Here is an 18,108-nt window from a genome sequence, read left to right as displayed (position 1 = left end):
AAAATTCATTTATATTTGAATGAAGCTAAAAAAATGAATGATTTAGATATAAGAGTTTTTGTTGGTATTCTTGCCACATTCATCACCTTACTTTTTGCGATGTTTGTTTTATCAGTAAAGGCTGAAAATAAATTTAGTAATCGGTTATTTGGTGCTTTTTTAATTATTAGCTCCATTGAGACAGCAGGTTTTTTCATTCACGATTTTGTTACCATGTCTCTTTCATTTTTAATGTTTAAAAACACAAGTTATTATTTACTCACACCTGTGTTCTATTTGTATGTATGTTCGGTTTGTTATTCTGATTTTAAATTAGAGAAGAAACATCTTTGGCATTTAGTTCCTTTTATTATTGGGAATTTGGTAATGACTCCTAGGTTTTATATAGGAACAAGAGAAGTTCAAGAAGAATTGTTAGTAAATTTAATTCACACAAGAGAGCTCATATTTATGCATATTTCAATGCATGTACAAACGATTTATTATTATGTAATGAGCATCATTGTATTGAGAAGAGCTAAAAATATCTTTTTTGAAAACTATTCAGATAATGTAGTGCAAACCTATAAATGGTTGTATCAAATTGTTATTTTTTGGATTGCTATTTTTTCTATAGCACTAGTCAAAAATATTTTTAAATATTCAGACGTACAGTCTGCGTATTTTTCAAGTTCACAAGTAGTTTTGGTCTTTGCAATTTTACTCATTACCTGTTGGTATATTTTAAAAGCTTTGAATAATCCTGATTTATTTAAAGGAGTTGATTCTAAAACTAAACTAACTAAAGAACTGTTAGAAGAAAGCGAGGACAAAAAGGAGAATCAGGAAATTATTGAGAATTTAAAAGTATTCATGAATGAGGAAAAACCGTTTTTAAATCCGTCTTTATCAATTCGTAATTTGGCACATCAGATGAAGATCTCTCCAAGAGAACTTTCTATTGCGATTAATCATAATTTGAATCAACATTTTTTTGATTTCGTAAATGAATATCGAATTGAAATGGCAATGAATTTATTAACGGATAAAAGCAAACCTAAACTTACCGTTTTAGAAATTTTATATGATGTAGGTTTTAATTCAAAATCATCGTTTAACACGGCATTTAAAAAACATACACAATTAACTCCAACCCAATTTAGAAAACAACATATTTAAGCGTAAAATTGTAAAATGGATAATTCAATTATTATTGGAGTTTTAGGATTTATTTTTTGCTTGTTGCTACTTGTTTTCTCTGCGTTTTTGCTAACGGTAAAAACAAATAATAAGATTGGGAATATCTTATTAGCTTCATTATTAATTGTCACAGCAATAGACTGCACAGCGTTTTTCAGTTATTATGTAGTAGATGTGAATCTAACATTAGATATTCTGAGGATAAAACTTTCCGGTTTGAAAGAACCGCTTTTATTCTTGTATGTGTTGTCCATTATTTATTCAAATTTTAAGCTGAAAAAGATTCACTTAATTCATCTTGTTCCGTTTCTTATCAATACACTGATATTACTTCCAAATTTCTTTTTAGTTGATGGTGATGCAAAAGCTACGTTTTATAATGACTTCATGGGGAATCCAGAAATTGTTTTTTCAAACTATTTCGGAAGGTTACTAACCATTACATATTTTGGAGCAAGCATTTATTATGTTATGCGTTACAGAAAACTACTTTTTGAAAATCATACCAACGAGAATGATTTTAAAAACTACAAATGGTTAAAGCAATATTTGATGTTAACTTTTATAGCCATCTTAATTACACTTATTAAAGGATTTATTAGAGACAGTGGTTGGTTTTCAATTGAAGTTGTAGAGGTTTGGAGAGTTGTATTGCTCCTCTATGGAATGTTCTTTGTGTTTTGGTTAATCTTTAAAGCTTTACATACACCAAAATTATTCAGAGGTTTTGATGTAGCTTTAAAAACATCTAAAGAAATGGATAAGGGAGATTTGTATGAGAATCATAACGAACAAATTTCTGATTTAAAAAAATATATGGAAGAACATGAACCTTATTTAAATCCATCACTTACCATTAGAAATTTAGCAGATCAATTGAAAGTTCCGATGAGAGATTTATCTGTTTTAATTAATCAAGAATTAAAGCTTCATTTCTTCGATTTTATAAATGAATATAGAATAGAAAAAGCAAAAAATATACTGTCAAATCCATCAAAAACAAAAGTAACCGTATTGGAAATTTTGTACGAAGTTGGATTTAATTCAAAATCTTCATTTAATACGGCATTTAAAAAACATACTGGAAAAACACCTACACAATTCAGGAAATCAGTTGTTTAACGTAAAGTCGAACCAATTTCTTGGGAAGAAAAAGGTTCGACTTTGTGTTTTCGGTCGCGCAAAATGTGAACATGCAACACTTTTGTGTCATCAAAACAAAAACACGGAAACATGAAACGTTTAACAGTAGTAATATTTTTATTTTTTTCATTTTTATCCTTTGGTCAAACTATAAAAGGAAAAGTAACAGATGCAATAGGAGATATCGGTTTTGCAGATATTGTAATTCGAGATAATTTAAACACCACTATTACAGGAACAAGTTCAGATGATAAGGGGAATTTTGAAATTAATATAACAAAAGGAACTTATAAAATTGTAGTATCATTTTTAGGATATACAGATTGGGAGAAACAAATAGAAGTTGATAAGAATTTAGATTTAGGAATCATACAACTTGAAGAAGACAGTCAAAGTTTAGAAGAGGTAATCGTTCAATCAAAAAGAAGAGTAATTCAGCAAAAAGTAGATCGATTAGTATTTGATGTTGAAAAGAGTGTAGTATCTGAAGTTGGAAATGGAGCGGATATTTTAAAACTAGCTCCAAGAGTTCAGGTTCAAAATGGAGCAATTGAAATTTTAGGAAAAGGAGCTTCAAGAGTTTTAATTAACGGAAGATTATCACCAATGGAAGGAGAAGAATTAGTTTCTTTTTTAGAAAGTTTAAATGGGAACGATATTAAAAGTATTGAGATTATTACCAATCCACCAGCAAAATATGAAGCAACAGGAGGAGGTTTAATCAATATCATTTTAAAGAAAGCGAAATTAAACTCTTGGCACAATACATCTAGTTTAGTATACAATCAAAACAAATTCAACTTTGCTACCTTAAGAAATAACTTTAGTTATAATAAAAACAAGTTTTCTTTAGTGTCAAGTTTAAGTGCAACGAAAGGAAATTTAAATAACATTGAAGATTTAAAAATCAACTACCCAAATAGTTTTTGGGATATTGATATCGAGTATAAAGATAGAAGAGATAGTTATTCTGGTAGACTTCAAATGGATTATAAAATTTCGAGTAATCTAAACATCGGAGCTCAGTATTTAGGAAATTTAAATAAACCAGGAGGATTTAGTTCGGTCGTTTCAAATGTATTTGATTTTTCTGGAAACTTAGATAGAGTAATCAAAAACACAGGAGAAAATACAGTAAATACACGAAATCATAATGTAAATTTTTATGCAGAAACAAAACTAGATACACTTGGAAGATCAATTTCTTTTAATGCAGATTATTTTACCTATAAGTCAGATAATGATAGAGATTTTATAACTGAAGCTTTTGATAATGCTGGAAACTCAATGGGAATTACTTCAGGAGGTTTAAATATGACGGATCAGAAAATTGAAAATTTTAGCTCTAAACTAGATTTGAATTATCCAATAGATAAGGTTAAGTTATCATTCGGTGCAAAAACTAGTAACACGAAAATAAATAGTGGAGTACAGTTTTTTAATACTCTTTCAGGATCTCCTGTTTTAGATACAACCAATTCTAATGACTTTATTTATGAAGAAAATAATATTGCTTGTTATGTATCAAGTAACTTCAATATTTCTGAAAAAACAAAGGTTCAATTAGGAGTTAGAGTTGAAAATACAAATACGTTAGGTGTTAGTGTGCAAACAAATGAAAGCAACAGAAATAACTTTACTCAGGTGTTTCCAACAGCCTATATTTCCTACAAGAAAAACGAGAATAACACCTTTAACTTCTCTTATGGTAGAAGAATTGAAAGACCTCGTTTCTCAGATTTAAATCCATTTAAAATTTTTATAAACGACAACAGTTTTAGTGAAGGAAATCCGTTCTTAAACCCTTCTTTTATGGATAGTTTTGAGTTCACTCATTCTTACAAAAGAAAATTGAATTCTAGTGTTTTCTTAAATGTAACCACAAACGGTTTTGGAGTAATTTTTACATCAGATCCTGTAGAGGAAACTCAAATTGTGACTAGAGATAATTACATCACTCAATACAATTATGGAATCTCAGAGAACTATAGTACAAGTCCTTTTTCTTGGTGGGAAAGTCAGAATAGTTTTAATATAATCGGATATTATTCAAAATTTGAAAAGAATATTGGAGCAACTCCAAGAAATGGGTTACAATTAAGAGTAGCAACAAATAACACATTTAGTGTTGGAGAGAAATCAAAATTAATTGTGAATTCTTGGTATAGTTCACCTTTTAATGGAGGATTATATAGTCTAGGAGGAATGTATAATTTGTCTATTGGATATCAACAAAGCTTTAAAAACAACTTTAAATTATCAGTTTTTGCTAATGATGTTTTTAACACAAGTGCAGTAAATAATTTAGAGTCTGTAGTTGATGGAGTAAGACAAGTTTACGGTCAAAATTATAGTACAAGAAACCTAGTTTTTTCATTATCATATAGTTTCGGTAACAATAAAATTGAAGTAAAAGAAAGAAACTTCGGAAACGACGAAGAGCAAGGTAGAAGTAATTAGATCAGTTTTTGTTTTGATAAAATACTATACCTAATAAGAAAATGAATTTAAGATTCCTGCATCCGCAGGAATCTTTTTAAAAATTAATTTCAATACCTAGCACAAGACCAGAAATTGTTTCACTTCCGAGTTTATAGTTGTGATATCCTGTATAAAATGCGGTTTGTTTTAAGTGATATTTTACTTGAGACTTAAAAACATTAACTGTATTATCATTAATAAAACTCTGTTTCCATCCTACATGGAAACTGATTGGCTTTACAGGATAAATGTCAGTCCCTAAGTTGTAAGACACTCCCCAAGAGTCAACCTCATTCCCTACATATGTTGCTCCAATGCCCCACCACATGGAAAAGGAACTTTCTCTAACTCTATAATAATTTGCATTTATGGAAGTAATGTTTAAAGACTCGTCTGTGAATAACCCTTCTTCATTAAAGTTTAAATAATCTAGCTCAATACCTAAAAGCGGAATTGGTTTTACAACGGCATTTAATTCTATTCCACTTACTCTATTAACAAAGTAATTTGCATTTAATTTAATGTTTGTTCTTTTGTTTTTATCGTTTAAAACTCTGGTGTATTCTCCTGATTTTCCATCGAAATATGGATATGGAGTAATTTCTGTATACATACCTTCTCCTAAAATTAGGTTATAACTCATATAGCCAAAAAAGTCTAAAAAGATAGATTCAAAAATCGATTCAAAAATAGTATCTCCAACACTATCATCATCGTCATCATCATCTTTAGAACTTGAAGTAACAGGAGAATTATTAGATGATTTACTTAAGCTATCTTTAGCGTTGCTTAATGTATTTTGAGCACCCAAAAAACAAGGAATAAATAGTAATAGTAGTAGCTTCTTATTCAAAGTATATAATTTTTTCTGAGAAATATCAACTTTTATACCACGAATAAGTTTGATATTAAAAAAGATGTTAAAGTCAAGTTAATTGATTTTTTGGGTAACTAAATAAAAAACGGTGGTATCCTTTTTGTTTAAAAAGCCATATCAATTAAATATTACTGCTAATGAAAAAAAGACAAGAAACCTTCAAACTAATAACCATGATTTGTTTTCTAATGGATAGCTCTTTGGAGGAAATAATAACTACTTCGGAAAATAAGCATTAAGTATATCTAACTTTTTGTTTAAAATCGCAGATCATAAAACTTTAATTACAAAACATTGAAAATGAAAAACACCAAATTACTTTGCTCTTTACTCTTATTATCTTGCATTACGTTATGTTCTCAAATTGATTCAAAAAAGGTTAAGAGTCAAATTTCTGTTGAGAAAAATATATTTGGAATTCAAACAGGATTATTCGGAGCTTGGATTTATAATGAAACAAAAATTACAAATCAGCTTGCGTTACGTTCTGAATTGGGAATGGATTTATCTTTATTTGGTGGAACTTTTTATCCAAAAACTGGGGTTATTTTTTATCCGACAGTTACAGCAGAACCCAGATTTTATTATAATTTAAATAGAAGAAATAAACTTGGAAAGAAAACAGAATATAATTCAGGTAATTTTTTCAGTTTAAAAACTACTTATGGATCAGATGTTTTTGCGATTTCGAATTATGACGTAGTTATAAATAATCATATAAGAGTAATTCCTAAATATGGATTGCGCAGAAGTTTCGGAAAGAATTTTGAAATGGAGTTTTCTGCAGGAATTGGATATGCCTATGATTTCGACCGAAAGTTATCTGATGCGATACTTGATTTAGGTTTTAGAATTGGTTACAGATTTTAATAATAGAAAGAAAATATTATAGAAAGAATGCTTTGCTTATGGTGTAAAGCATTCTTTTTGTATATTGAGTGCACACTCAAATAATGAAAATATACCATTTAGCACGTCAGCGTTCAATTCTAAATAAATTTCTACTTGAAATTAGAGATAAAAAAATTCAGAAAGATAGTATGCGATTTCGAAGAAATATTGAACGAATTGGAGAAGTTTTAGGTTATGAAATCAGTAAAAAGCTTAATTACAAAGAAAAACACGTGATTACACCCCTCGGGGCAAAATCAATGGATGTACTTTCTGAAGAAGTTGTGCTGTGTTCAATTCTTCGCGCAGGTTTACCTTTACATAACGGATTACTAAATTATTTTGATGATTCTGAAAACGCTTTTATTTCTGCATATAGACATCATCCAGACAATGATCAACATTTTGAAATAGTGGTCGAGTATTTTGCTTCACCTCCAATACATGGAAAAACGTTGTTGTTAATTGATCCAATGTTGGCTACTGGAAGGTCATTAGTTTCTGTTTATGAAGCATTACAGAAGTATGGTAAACCAAAGGATATTCATATTGTTTCGGTTATTGGATCTTTAGACGGAATAGATTTTATAAAAAGTCATTTTCCAATAAATACTTCATTATGGATTGCGGATATTGATAATAAATTAAATAATAAAGGATATATTTTGCCAGGTTTAGGCGATGCTGGTGATTTAGCATTTGGAGAAAAAATGTAGTTTTTATTACATAAAATAATGTAGTAATGAACTAAGGAATAAAAGAATTAAAATAATATCTGAATACCACTTTTTTCTTATTAATTCAAATCCATTAGCAATTACAATAGCACAAGGGAAAAGTAAATAAGCTATTTCTGAACCTGTTCTTTCCTTTAAAATAAGCATTAAAACTATTGTTAAAAATAGATGGAAACAAACTAAAATCCAGTTTTTTCTAAAGGTGTTATTAATAGATAATGTTTTAGGAGTTTTCAATACAAAGGATATAAAAATCAGTAGAAAAACTGTTCCTAAGAAGTACTTATATATAAATGCGTTATAAATTGAAAAATCATAATAAGTTAAAAAATTAAAAAGCGTATAGAATTCTTGTGGACTATCATACCAGAAATGATAGGTGTAAAATAGGATTATCGGAGTTATAATTCCGAATATTGGTGTGATCAACTTTCTATAGTCTAAATGTTGATGCAGAATGCTAGAAAGGAGGGTCAAGGGAAACAATACAATTGTAAACGGTTCTATCAAAAACGAAACCCCCATCCAAAAGCCGCTATCAAATAATTTTTTAATTATGTTTTTAGAAGATTGTAAACTGTAAACTCTTCTTACATAAATAAGTAAAACAAGGTTCGAAAAAAAGAATGAATCGATCCTAATAACTGATGGAACATGTCCAATTAGTATGATGAATATTAAAAAGAAATAAGAATTGTCAAAAGTTAAGTTATTTCTAGAATTTATAAAGTTCGCTAACCCAAAAAGTACTAAAAACCAAAACCCTAAACTGATGTTGAACTCAGAAATTAAATCACTAAAAAATGCTGAAATAGCATAGCAAAAAAACAAGCTAATAAGGACAAATGAAGTAAACGGTTTTGTATTGCTGAAAAAGTTGGTTAGCATTTTTTCTTTTTATATTTTTGCAACCGTAAAGATAATCAAGTTATGTTAGGATTAAATATTTTTAAATTCATTGGTGAAATATTTCAAGTGTTATTCATTCCTTTTGAGTGGATCCGATTAACTCTTGCAAAAGGTGGTGCTGGATGGTGGACTTCAAATTCAATTAACTGGATTTTCTTAGGGGTTCTTCTAGTTTTATTATACTATTGGATTTCTCAAGCTCTTAAATTCAAGAGAGAAGGAACTGAAGACAGAGCTTAATAAGCTGAATACATACACTACACTTTGGGAAGTAAGAATAAACTAAAACGTTTCAAAGAAAACGAAGCGTTTGATAATGTAATCCAACCAACTAGAGAGGAAGTTACTGGTGATTTTCATCTCAAAGGAAAGTGGGATTCTTTTTTTAAGAACAATAATCCAATCGTTTTAGAATTGGGTTGTGGTAAAGGAGAATATACAATTGCATTAGCAAAAAAAAATCCAAATAAAAATTTCATAGGAGTTGATATAAAAGGTGCTCGTTTCTGGAGAGGAGCGAAAACCGCTATCGAAGATGAAATGAATAATGTTGCTTTTATTCGAACGCAAATCGAATTGGTAGATTTGATTTTTGCAGAAAACGAAGTTGATGAAATTTGGATTACTTTCCCAGATCCTCAAATAAAATACAAAAGAACTAAACACAGGCTTACCAATAGTGATTTCTTGAAAAGATATCATCACATTTTAAAACCAAACGCTTTCATTAATCTGAAAACCGATAGCGAGTTCATGCACGGTTACACATTAGGTGTATTGCATGGAGAGGGTCATGAAGTTCTTCATTCAAGTCATGATGTTTACAGGTTAAAATCGTCACCAGAAGAAGTAACAGAAACACAAACTTTCTACGAACAACAATATTTAGAGAAAGGAAAGCCTATTACATACATTAAATTTAGATTGAATTATTAATTAATTTTATCTTCACGGTCAATAATGAAAAAGATTATTGACATATTTCCTGACAAGAATTATTATTGCAAAATTATAAAAGGTGCTTTTTCAGATGACTTTTGTAATGCCTTAATTACAAAAAATAAAAATTCATTCCTGCAAGCAACTACTCATTATCCTGTTTCTTACAGAAACAATGAACGTCAAGTTATAGATGACTATGAGTTGTCAGACTATTTATTTTCAACAATAAAAGATTTCATTCCAGTGAATATCTCAGTTAAAGCTATTAGTGATAAAGAGATAGGTAGTTGGAAGTTGAAAAAGTTGAATTCTAAGATTAGATTTTGTCGTTATTTACCAAATCAATATTTTCACAAACATCTTGACGGTGTTTTTTACCTTTCTAGCTATGAGCAATCTAAATTGACTTTCATGATTTATCTCAATGGATGTGATGAATTTGAAGGAGGGAGAACACTTTTTTTTAACTCTAAAGATAATGATGATATTATTGCAAGTTATAAACCTGTAAAAGGAGATTTATTAATTTTTGATCATAATATATGGCATTCTGGAGAAAGGGTAGAGTCTGGAGAAAAATATGTTTTGCGCAGCGACATTATTTATTCAAAAACAGAGGACGATATTAATTATGAAGTTCCATTTGGAGAAGGGCATTTAGGTTACATATGGCAAGCGGTAAACTTCAATAATAAATTAATAACCAGTGGTCGCGATAGGTTTCTTAAAACTTGGGGTTTAGATGGAGTTAAAATTTCAGAGGTAGAGACACATAGTAATTCGGTGACAACATTAATGAGGTTTGATCAAAAAACTTTAATTAGCGGTTCTAGAGATTATTTAGTTAAATTATGGAGGATTAATGAAAAGTTTGATTATGACTGTTTTTTAACTTTGGGAGACGGAAAATCGACAGTGTTGTCTTTATGTAAAATAAATAGTGATGAGTTTATTTGCGCAGATGCTTCAGGTGAGTTAAGAATTTATAATCTAAAAGGAAATCTTATAAAAAGGATTAAAGCACACAACGATTGGATTTGGTCTGTAATTAAGATATCTGATAATATCGTTGTCACCGTTTCAGAAGATGGAACGATGGTTTTTAGAGATCTTAATAGTAATGAAGTACTTATGTTTTGGAAAGGAATAAATATCCCAATTAATTCAATTGCTTTCGATGGGTTTAATTTTATTTATATAGGTCTATATGATGGTACTATAGTAAAGTTTAGGTTTGATACTGAAAATAAAGAGTTAGAAAAGGAGTATGTTAAAAGTTGTCACCGAGGAATTATAAGAAAGTTGGTTTACGAAAAAGGGAAATTGTATTCAGCCGGAGAAGATAACGCCCTTAATGTTTGGGATACGGATAACTTTGAAAATTTATATAGGTATAATCATAAAAATTTTGTTCAGGATGTAGCATTATTTACCGATTGTTTTGTAAGTGTTTCGTATGATGGTAGGATTATAAAACACAAAAAAATTTTATAACTGCAAGAGGGTAATCTATTCAGTAAACGTCTAAAAAGTTCATTAAACTTTTTATGATGTTTTTGAATTTTATCATCTGATTTATAATTGCATTTTCGGTTTATGATACCAAGTATACTGAACTTATCTTAAGATAGAATATCTACAGCAGAGAATAAAAAGTCAGAAAGTCCATTTATTTATGGCGCGGTAATTGTATTTTTCCTTCAGTTTCTATTCGTTTTTTATATGAGTGAATTCTTTCTTATGTGCTAAAGGATTGGTTTTAGATAGCTACCAGAAAAATATTTAATTTGAAGTTTCAACAGAAGTTTTTATTCTGTTCGTAAATTACATTTCATTGGTGAGAAGGATGGAAAAAAGAATAAATGATATTATGGTCTTTTCAAATTTGATAGTAAGTGAAATCAGAAGTTTCTTAGATTTATTAACCACAATTAAATCGTACTTTTAAAACATGAGTAATAACCAAAATTTCTTTGAAAGAGTATATGATGTAGCCCGATTAATTCCTTATGGTAGAGTAACTAGTTACGGAGCAATAGCGAAATATTTAGGTACAGCAAGATCAGCAAGAATGGTTGGTTGGGCAATGAATAATTCTTCAGGAAAAAATGTTCCTGCACATCGTGTAGTAAATCGAAAAGGTATCTTAACTGGAAAACATCATTTTAAGGGCACAAATTTAATGGAACAATTATTACAAAATGAAGGGATTGAGGTTGTTGAAAATGAAATTCAAAATTTTGAAAATATTTTTTGGGATCCTGTAAAAGAGCTATAATGTAGGTCTATGGATGTATAAGAATTTGAAATATTCTCACTTTAGTATCTGAAATCTAAGCATTATCTTTGCAATTTAGAAATAACACAATCAAAATGAGCTTTAAAAAGCAGGATATATATAATGCATTAGAAACTATAACCGCACCAGGTGAAGGGAAAAGTTTAGTGGAAAATGAAAACGTTAAAAATGTTGTTACTTTTGGTAATGAAGTAATTGTAGATGTAGTTATCGGAAACCCATCTCTCCAAGCTAAGAAGAAAGTTGAAGTTGAAATTATGAAAGCTATTCATCAACATGTTGATCAAAAGATTGATGTAAAAGTAAACGTGAAAGCTGAGGTGAAGCCAAAGGAAGAGGTAAATCAAATTCGTGGTAAAGAAATTCCGAATATAAAGAATATTATTGCAATTGCATCTGGTAAAGGTGGAGTTGGAAAATCTACGGTAACAGCAAATGTTGCTATCACATTAGCCAAAATGGGATTTAACGTTGGTGTTTTGGATGCTGATGTTTATGGTCCATCTCAACACATCATGTTTGACGTAGAAAAAGATAGACCTTTATCTGTTAAAGTAGAAGGTCGTTCTAAAATGAAACCAATCGAAAATTATGGTGTAAATTTATTATCATTAGGCTTTTTTACAAATCCTAATCAGGCTGTAATTTGGAGAGGACCAATGGCTTCAAAAGCTTTAAATCAATTGATTTTTGATGCAGATTGGGGAGAGTTAGATTTCTTATTAATTGATTTACCTCCAGGTACGGGAGATGTTCACTTATCAATTGTTCAAGCCCTACCAATAACAGGAGCTGTTGTAGTGAGTACTCCACAGAATATTGCATTAGCTGATGCTAAGAAAGGAGTAGCGATGTTTCAACAAGAAGCAATAAATGTTCCTGTATTAGGAATCGTAGAAAATATGGCTTACTTCACTCCAGAAGAATTACCAGAAAATAAATATTATATCTTTGGACAAAGTGGAGCTAAGAACTTAGCAGAAGATTTAGAAACTGCATTTTTAGGAGAAATTCCAATAGTTCAAAGTATTAGAGAAGGTGGTGATGTGGGTCATCCTGTTGCTCTGCAAAATGGAACTAAGTTAGAAGAGTCATTCAAAGAAATTACACAAGAAGTAGTTTCTCAGTTATTAAAAAGAAACGCTAATTTACCACCAACTGAAGTTGTGAGAATAACTACAATGAGTGGTTGTAGTACAAAATAATTATTTATGTCAGATCTAGAAACACAAAGTAAAGTAGAGAAAGCTCTAGAAGAAATCCGCCCTTTTTTAATTAGTGATGGAGGGAATATCAAATTGTTGGCTATCGAAGAAAACATTGTAAAAGTTCAATTAGAAGGTGCTTGTAGTGGTTGTACAGTAAACCAAATGACGCTTAAAAATGGTGTTGAAGCTACAATAAAAAAGTATGCTCCAGAAATTGAAGAAGTAATCAATGTCGCTTAACTGATTTTTGTCAGTATAAAAATAAAAGTTCTGCTCATTTTTTGAGGTTGAAGAACTAGAATAATCTTATTATTATTAATTCATATTCCGCACTCGTTGCGGAATATCCTTATAAAAAGTTTTTTATCAGATGATAAAAACAGACATACTAATCATAGGAGCTGGTCCAACCGGTTTATTTACAGTTTTCGAAGCTGGTTTATTAAAGTTAAGATGTCATCTTGTAGATGCATTGCCACAACCAGGAGGACAATGCTCGGAAATTTATCCTAAAAAACCTATTTACGATATTCCTGCGTATCCAGAAATTTTAGCTGGTGATTTAACGGATAAATTAATGGAGCAAATCAAACAATTTGAACCAGGATTTACTTTAGGAGAACGGGCAGATACAATTGAAAAACAAGACGACGGAACGTTCATTGTAACTACTAATAAAGGAACAAAACACCATGCACCTGTCGTTGCAATTGCAGGTGGATTAGGAAGTTTTGAGCCTAGAAAGCCACCTATTTCAAATATCGCTAACTACGAGGGAAAAGGAGTGGAATATATGATTAAAGAACCAGAAATGTATCGTGATAAAGATGTGGTTATTGCTGGTGGCGGTGATTCTGCTTTAGACTGGTCTATATTTTTAGCAGATGTTGCGAGTTCTGTAACTTTAATTCACCGAAGAAATGAATTTAGAGGTCATTTAGATTCTGTGGATCAAGTTCAAAAACTAAAGAACGAAGGAAAAATCAATTTAATTACGCCTGCAGAGGTTAAAGAAATTACAGGTGATGGTAAAGTTGAAGGTGTTGTAGTTCATAAGAAAGACGAAGAGCCTTTCACCATTCATACAGATCATTTCATTCCTTTATTTGGGTTGTCTCCAAAGTTAGGTCCAATTGCTGATTGGGGATTAGAAATTGAAAAGAACGCAATTAAGGTAAATAACGCTTTAGACTATCAAACTAATATTGCAGGTATTTATGCTATTGGTGATGTGAATACATATCCTGGTAAATTGAAGTTAATTTTATGTGGTTTCCATGAAGCTACTTTAATGTGTCAAAGTGCGTTTAAACGTATTTTCCCAGATAAGAAATACGTAATGAAATATACTACAGTTGGTGGAGTTCAAGGTTTTGATGGAACAAAGAAAGAAGCTCCTAAAGCTGTAGTTAAGAAAATTGAGTAGATGAGTATTTTAGAATACATAGAACAATTATCGCAGGATAAATTATTATACTTCGCATTGCCAGTATTCTTTGCTTCAATGTTTGTTGAGTTCAAAGTTGCTAAAGAAAAATACCATCCCAAAGATACAAGTGTGTCGTTGATAATGATGGTTTTTTCGGCAATCGTAGAGTTTATTCCTAAGGTATTGGCGTTTGTTGTATTCTTTTATTTGTATCAAATTTCTCCTTTAAATGGAGTGGTAAACAGACAATGGTGGGCTTGGTTATTATTGTTTTTTGCTGATGACTTTTCTTACTATTGGTTTCACCGTTTGAACCATGAAGTTCGATTATTTTGGGCAGGACATGTTCCTCATCATTCATCAGTTCATATGAATTTGGGAACCGCTTTACGTCAAGGCGTGGGAGAAAGAATTCATAAGTTTTTGTTTTGGTTGTGGATTCCATTATTAGGATTCGATCCATTGATGATGTTCACTATGATGGGTGCTAGTTTAATTTATCAATTTTTCGTACATACCGAGTTGGTAGATAAATTACCAAAACCAATAGAGTTCATTTTCAATACGCCATCGCATCACAGAGTGCATCATGCTTCAAATATTAGGTATTTAGATTGTAATCATGCTGGAATTTTAATTATATGGGATCGAATTTTCGGTACGTTTTCGGAAGAATTAAAGGAAATCGATCATCCTGTGTATGGTTTAACTGTAAATATAGAAACGTATAACCCAGTTACTGTAGCAACTCATGAATATGCTTCAATTTGGAAGGATGTGAAAAGAGCTGATAATTGGAGTGATAAACTGAATTATATTTTCAATTCACCAGGTTGGAGTCACGATGGGGAAGACAAAAGAGCGAAAGTGCTTCGAAAGAAATTAAAAGAGCAGGAAAGAAGTTAAGTTATGAAAAAAGATTTATTAGGTATTGTTACTGGTTTAGGACCAAATTTTCCAACACAACCTTCATTTTATGATTTGTTTGTTTGTGGACTAGGATCTTTATTTGTAATTATTTTATTAAGTTTTTGGTATAGTAGAATATCACAATCGAATAATCTCTTAAATTCATGCGATGATTTCTCCATTTATGAATTTACTTCTACAGTTTTTCAGAATGATTCAGTAGTTTATGCGACAAGTGCAGAAAGAGAAATTTCGGTGACAACTAAATTGATATTGATAGTTTGTGTTGTCATTATCATTACAACTCCATTAACTAAATTACTCGGTATAGAACTCTTTATTTAAAGGAAGAAAATGTCAGACATTAATATAAAAATCACAGACAGAGAAGGTGTTACTCACGAAGTACAGGCACCAATAGATATGAATATGAACTTAATGGAAGTAATTCGTTCTTATGAATTAGCTCCGGAAGGGACAGTTGGTATTTGCGGTGGAATGGCAATGTGTGCTTCTTGTCAATGTTATGTGAAATCAGATCATGAACTTCCTGAAATGACGGATGACGAAGATGCGATGTTAGCGGAAGCTTTTTATGTTGAGGATAATAGTCGTCTAGGTTGTCAAATTCATATGACTCCCGAGCTAGAAGGATTGGAAGTTGAGATGGCTCCTGAAAGTTAATTTTATTTATTCTAAATAAGTGTTATATTTGCATTATGAATGTAGATGCACATATTGAGCAGTCAATTCGCTTAGAAGATATTACTTTTTGCAAGTATCAATTAACAACTGTTAATAAAAATATACTACTTACTTTCCCTCAATTACTTCAATTAAGAGCGAATATTAATAAACTTGGAACTCATGATGCTGTATGCGATATTATCGAGTCAGACAATTTTGTGTTACTTTTTGTAGCTGATAAGAAACATTTAATTTATCTAGATATTCCTCAGCTTTTGGCTTTAAAAGCTACTGTAAGTTCATTTTTCGCCTCCTTTAAATCAGTTTTAATCTAAATAATAAGCTTATTTAGACTTTCTTCAAATTTTGTTTTTACTGTTAATTGGGCTGGTTTTGTCGTAAATTAGCATAACAAACAATTTTTATCATGGAAACAACCTCTGTAAGAAAACAAATGACAATACACCCAGAAGTTATGGATGTATTAAATGAGCAAATAGCAATGGAAATGCATGCATCGGCATCTTATTTAGCAATGGCTTCATGGTGCGATCAAAGAGAGTTACTAAATAGTAAATCATTCTTTTATAAACAAGCTGAGGAGGAAAGAGAGCATGCAATGAAAATTTTCGAATTTGTAAACGATGCAGGTGGAGCAGCAATGTCTCCTGAAGTTCATAATGTGAACAATGAGTTTGAAAGTTTGAGAGCTATTTATGAAAGATCTTTAGAAAAAGAAATAAATGTTACACAGTCCATTTACAAGTGTTTTAAAAAAGCACGTAATGTTGGAGACTTTGCCTCTGAGGTGTTTTTACAATGGTTCGTAAATGAGCAGGTAGAAGAAGAAGATACTATGAGAAGTATTTTAGATGTGTTCGATTTAATGGAAGGTATGCCACTTAAAATGATTGATGAAAGATTACCAAAAGAGTAATTTAAGTGATAACAACTATTTAAAAATCCGAGGTTCAATACTTCGGATTTTTTATTTTGTGTTAATTGATGAGTCATACTGACTTTTATCAGCCTATAATCCACATTCTTTTTATTATATTTGTGCTACAAACAACTAAAGCTCTAAAAATGTATTGGTTAGGCTTATTATCACACTTAAAATTTATGATTAAGCGAAATCCAGAATAGTGGATTATTACACCAATTTTATCAATTTGAAATTGTAACAAGCAATATTCATAATCTTCTCGAATAGCTGTTACAAGAGTCCATTAACAAATTAAAATATTGATTTATGCCTTTTTATCATAAATTAGGAAAAATACCACCAAAGCGTCATACGCAATTCCGTAAAAAAGATGGGAGTTTGTATTATGAGCAATTGTTTGGTACTATTGGGTTCGACGGAATGTCATCAAACTTATATCACGAGCAAAGACCAACCCAAGTAAAAGAAATAAAAAAACAATATTCTGTTGCGCCAAAAATCGCAAAGAAAAATAATATTCAATCGTATCGTTTTAGAGGATTTCAAGTTCCTCAAGAACAAGATTACTTAGACAGTAGAAAAATCGTATTAACAAATTCTGATTGTAACATTATTCTGTCGGCGCCAAAATCTTCAACAAAAGATTATTTTTATAAAAATACAGATGCAGATGAGGTAATTTTTGTGCACAGAGGAACAGGTAAGCTAAGAACTCATATGGGAAATTTGGATTTCAAATATGGAGATTACTTGGTAATTCCTCGTGGTATGATTTATAAATTAGATTTTGATACAGAAGACAATCGTTTATTCATAGTTGAATCTTACCGTCCAGTGTACACGCCTAAAAGATATCGCAATTGGTTCGGACAATTGTTAGAACATGCTCCATTTTGTGAAAGAGATATTCGTCAACCTTATGAGTTAGAAACATATAATGAAAAGGGAGACTTTTTAATCAAAATTAAAAAGCAAGACGAAATAATAGAAATGGTTTACGCAGCGCATCCTTTTGATGTTGTAGGTTATGACGGATTTAATTATCCATATGCATTTTCTATTCATGATTTTGAACCAATAACAGGAAGAGTTCACCAACCACCTCCAGTACATCAAACATTTGAAACAGATGCCTTTGTAATCTGTAGTTTTGTGCCAAGGTTGTATGATTATCACCCACAAGCAATTCCTGCTCCTTATAACCATAGTAATATTGATTCTGATGAAGTTCTATATTATGTTGATGGAGATTTTATGAGTAGAAATGATATTGATGCAGGACATATTTCGCTTCATCCTGCTGGAATTCCTCATGGCCCACACCCTGGAGCAACAGAAAGAAGTATTGGTCAAACAGTAACAGAAGAGTTAGCTGTAATGGTAGATACATTTAAGCCATTAATGGTTACAGAAGAAGCGATGAAAATAGCCGATGAAAAGTATTTTCAATCTTGGTTAGAAGAATAATTTA

At 30.7% G+C, this 18,108-nt stretch carries 20 protein-coding genes; 18 read left to right on the top strand and 2 right to left on the bottom strand.

From position 1 onward, the window contains the following. Window positions 1–33 precede the first annotated feature (33 nt). The 3 genes from BTO06_RS15500 (at window position 34) to BTO06_RS15490 (ending at window position 4,782) form a co-directional block, all read left to right on the top strand. A complete protein-coding gene (locus BTO06_RS15500; protein ID WP_157811887.1) occupies window positions 34–1,158 on the top strand; it encodes a helix-turn-helix domain-containing protein in 1,125 nt (374 codons plus the stop codon). Between the two features lie 15 nt (window positions 1,159–1,173). Further along, a complete protein-coding gene (locus tag BTO06_RS15495) occupies window positions 1,174–2,301 on the top strand; it encodes a helix-turn-helix domain-containing protein (RefSeq protein ID WP_100926172.1) in 1,128 nt (375 codons plus the stop codon). Window positions 2,302–2,412: 111 nt separating this feature from the next. Next, window positions 2,413–4,782, top strand: coding sequence for a TonB-dependent receptor domain-containing protein (locus BTO06_RS15490; protein WP_100926171.1), 2,370 nt, complete (start codon window positions 2,413–2,415; stop codon window positions 4,780–4,782). A 76-nt stretch (window positions 4,783–4,858) separates the two neighbouring features. On the opposite strand, the gene BTO06_RS15485 is transcribed toward BTO06_RS15490, so the two are convergent. After that, window positions 4,859–5,656, bottom strand: a complete 798-nt coding sequence (locus BTO06_RS15485) for a hypothetical protein (protein WP_157811886.1) — start codon at window positions 5,654–5,656, stop codon at window positions 4,859–4,861. A gap of 324 nt (window positions 5,657–5,980) precedes the next feature. Here BTO06_RS15485 and BTO06_RS15480 point away from each other — a divergent pair, with 324 nt between their 5' ends. Together BTO06_RS15480 and upp are read left to right on the top strand one after the other, a co-directional pair. Continuing rightward, window positions 5,981–6,550: a hypothetical protein gene (locus tag BTO06_RS15480; protein ID WP_100926169.1), complete on the top strand. Its 570-nt coding sequence runs from the start codon at window positions 5,981–5,983 to the stop codon at window positions 6,548–6,550. An 83-nt stretch (window positions 6,551–6,633) separates the two neighbouring features. Continuing rightward, entirely contained in the window at window positions 6,634–7,287 is a 654-nt protein-coding gene (gene upp, locus BTO06_RS15475) for a uracil phosphoribosyltransferase (RefSeq protein WP_100926168.1), read from the top strand. A 6-nt stretch (window positions 7,288–7,293) separates the two neighbouring features. On the opposite strand, the gene BTO06_RS15470 is transcribed toward upp, so the two are convergent. Further along, window positions 7,294–8,196 (bottom strand): DUF6427 family protein, encoded by a 903-nt coding sequence (locus BTO06_RS15470; protein ID WP_157811885.1) that lies wholly within the window; start codon window positions 8,194–8,196, stop codon window positions 7,294–7,296. A 42-nt stretch (window positions 8,197–8,238) separates the two neighbouring features. On the opposite strand from BTO06_RS15470, the gene BTO06_RS15465 reads away from it, so the two are divergent. The 13 genes from BTO06_RS15465 (at window position 8,239) to BTO06_RS15405 (ending at window position 18,104) form a co-directional block, all read left to right on the top strand. Then, complete coding sequence (locus BTO06_RS15465; protein ID WP_100926166.1) at window positions 8,239–8,457, top strand: DUF6341 family protein; 219 nt, start codon at window positions 8,239–8,241, stop codon at window positions 8,455–8,457. 24 nt (window positions 8,458–8,481) lie between these two features. Continuing rightward, the gene (gene trmB, locus BTO06_RS15460; RefSeq protein ID WP_100926165.1) at window positions 8,482–9,153 is read left to right on the top strand and encodes a tRNA (guanosine(46)-N7)-methyltransferase TrmB; all 672 of its coding nucleotides are present in this window, start codon (window positions 8,482–8,484) and stop codon (window positions 9,151–9,153) included. A 24-nt stretch (window positions 9,154–9,177) separates the two neighbouring features. After that, the gene (locus BTO06_RS15455; RefSeq protein WP_100926164.1) at window positions 9,178–10,653 is read left to right on the top strand and encodes a 2OG-Fe(II) oxygenase; all 1,476 of its coding nucleotides are present in this window, start codon (window positions 9,178–9,180) and stop codon (window positions 10,651–10,653) included. A gap of 457 nt (window positions 10,654–11,110) precedes the next feature. After that, window positions 11,111–11,437 (top strand): MGMT family protein, encoded by a 327-nt coding sequence (locus BTO06_RS15450; protein ID WP_100926163.1) that lies wholly within the window; start codon window positions 11,111–11,113, stop codon window positions 11,435–11,437. A gap of 95 nt (window positions 11,438–11,532) precedes the next feature. Further along, window positions 11,533–12,663, top strand: coding sequence for an Mrp/NBP35 family ATP-binding protein (locus BTO06_RS15445; RefSeq protein ID WP_100926162.1), 1,131 nt, complete (start codon window positions 11,533–11,535; stop codon window positions 12,661–12,663). 6 nt (window positions 12,664–12,669) lie between these two features. Then, window positions 12,670–12,906 (top strand): NifU family protein, encoded by a 237-nt coding sequence (locus BTO06_RS15440; RefSeq protein ID WP_100926161.1) that lies wholly within the window; start codon window positions 12,670–12,672, stop codon window positions 12,904–12,906. A 130-nt stretch (window positions 12,907–13,036) separates the two neighbouring features. Next, entirely contained in the window at window positions 13,037–14,092 is a 1,056-nt protein-coding gene (locus BTO06_RS15435; protein WP_100926160.1) for an NAD(P)/FAD-dependent oxidoreductase, read from the top strand. Next, window positions 14,093–15,001, top strand: a complete 909-nt coding sequence (locus tag BTO06_RS15430; protein WP_100926159.1) for a sterol desaturase family protein — start codon at window positions 14,093–14,095, stop codon at window positions 14,999–15,001. A 3-nt stretch (window positions 15,002–15,004) separates the two neighbouring features. Beyond that, window positions 15,005–15,349 (top strand): hypothetical protein, encoded by a 345-nt coding sequence (locus tag BTO06_RS15425; RefSeq protein ID WP_100926158.1) that lies wholly within the window; start codon window positions 15,005–15,007, stop codon window positions 15,347–15,349. Window positions 15,350–15,358: 9 nt separating this feature from the next. Next, a complete protein-coding gene (locus BTO06_RS15420; protein ID WP_100926157.1) occupies window positions 15,359–15,688 on the top strand; it encodes a 2Fe-2S iron-sulfur cluster-binding protein in 330 nt (109 codons plus the stop codon). 35 nt (window positions 15,689–15,723) lie between these two features. Next, complete coding sequence (locus BTO06_RS15415) at window positions 15,724–16,026, top strand: hypothetical protein (RefSeq protein ID WP_100926156.1); 303 nt, start codon at window positions 15,724–15,726, stop codon at window positions 16,024–16,026. Window positions 16,027–16,118: 92 nt separating this feature from the next. Next, window positions 16,119–16,628 (top strand): ferritin, encoded by a 510-nt coding sequence (locus BTO06_RS15410; protein ID WP_100926155.1) that lies wholly within the window; start codon window positions 16,119–16,121, stop codon window positions 16,626–16,628. Between the two features lie 315 nt (window positions 16,629–16,943). Next, a complete protein-coding gene (locus BTO06_RS15405; protein WP_100926154.1) occupies window positions 16,944–18,104 on the top strand; it encodes a homogentisate 1,2-dioxygenase in 1,161 nt (386 codons plus the stop codon). Window positions 18,105–18,108: the final 4 nt, after the last annotated feature.

It is taken from the genome of Tenacibaculum sp. SZ-18 (assembly GCF_002813915.1).
Lineage (GTDB): Bacteria > Bacteroidota > Bacteroidia > Flavobacteriales > Flavobacteriaceae > Polaribacter.
The sequence above is the reverse complement of the archived record's forward strand: the minus strand, read 5'-3'. Positions and strand labels throughout refer to the sequence as shown.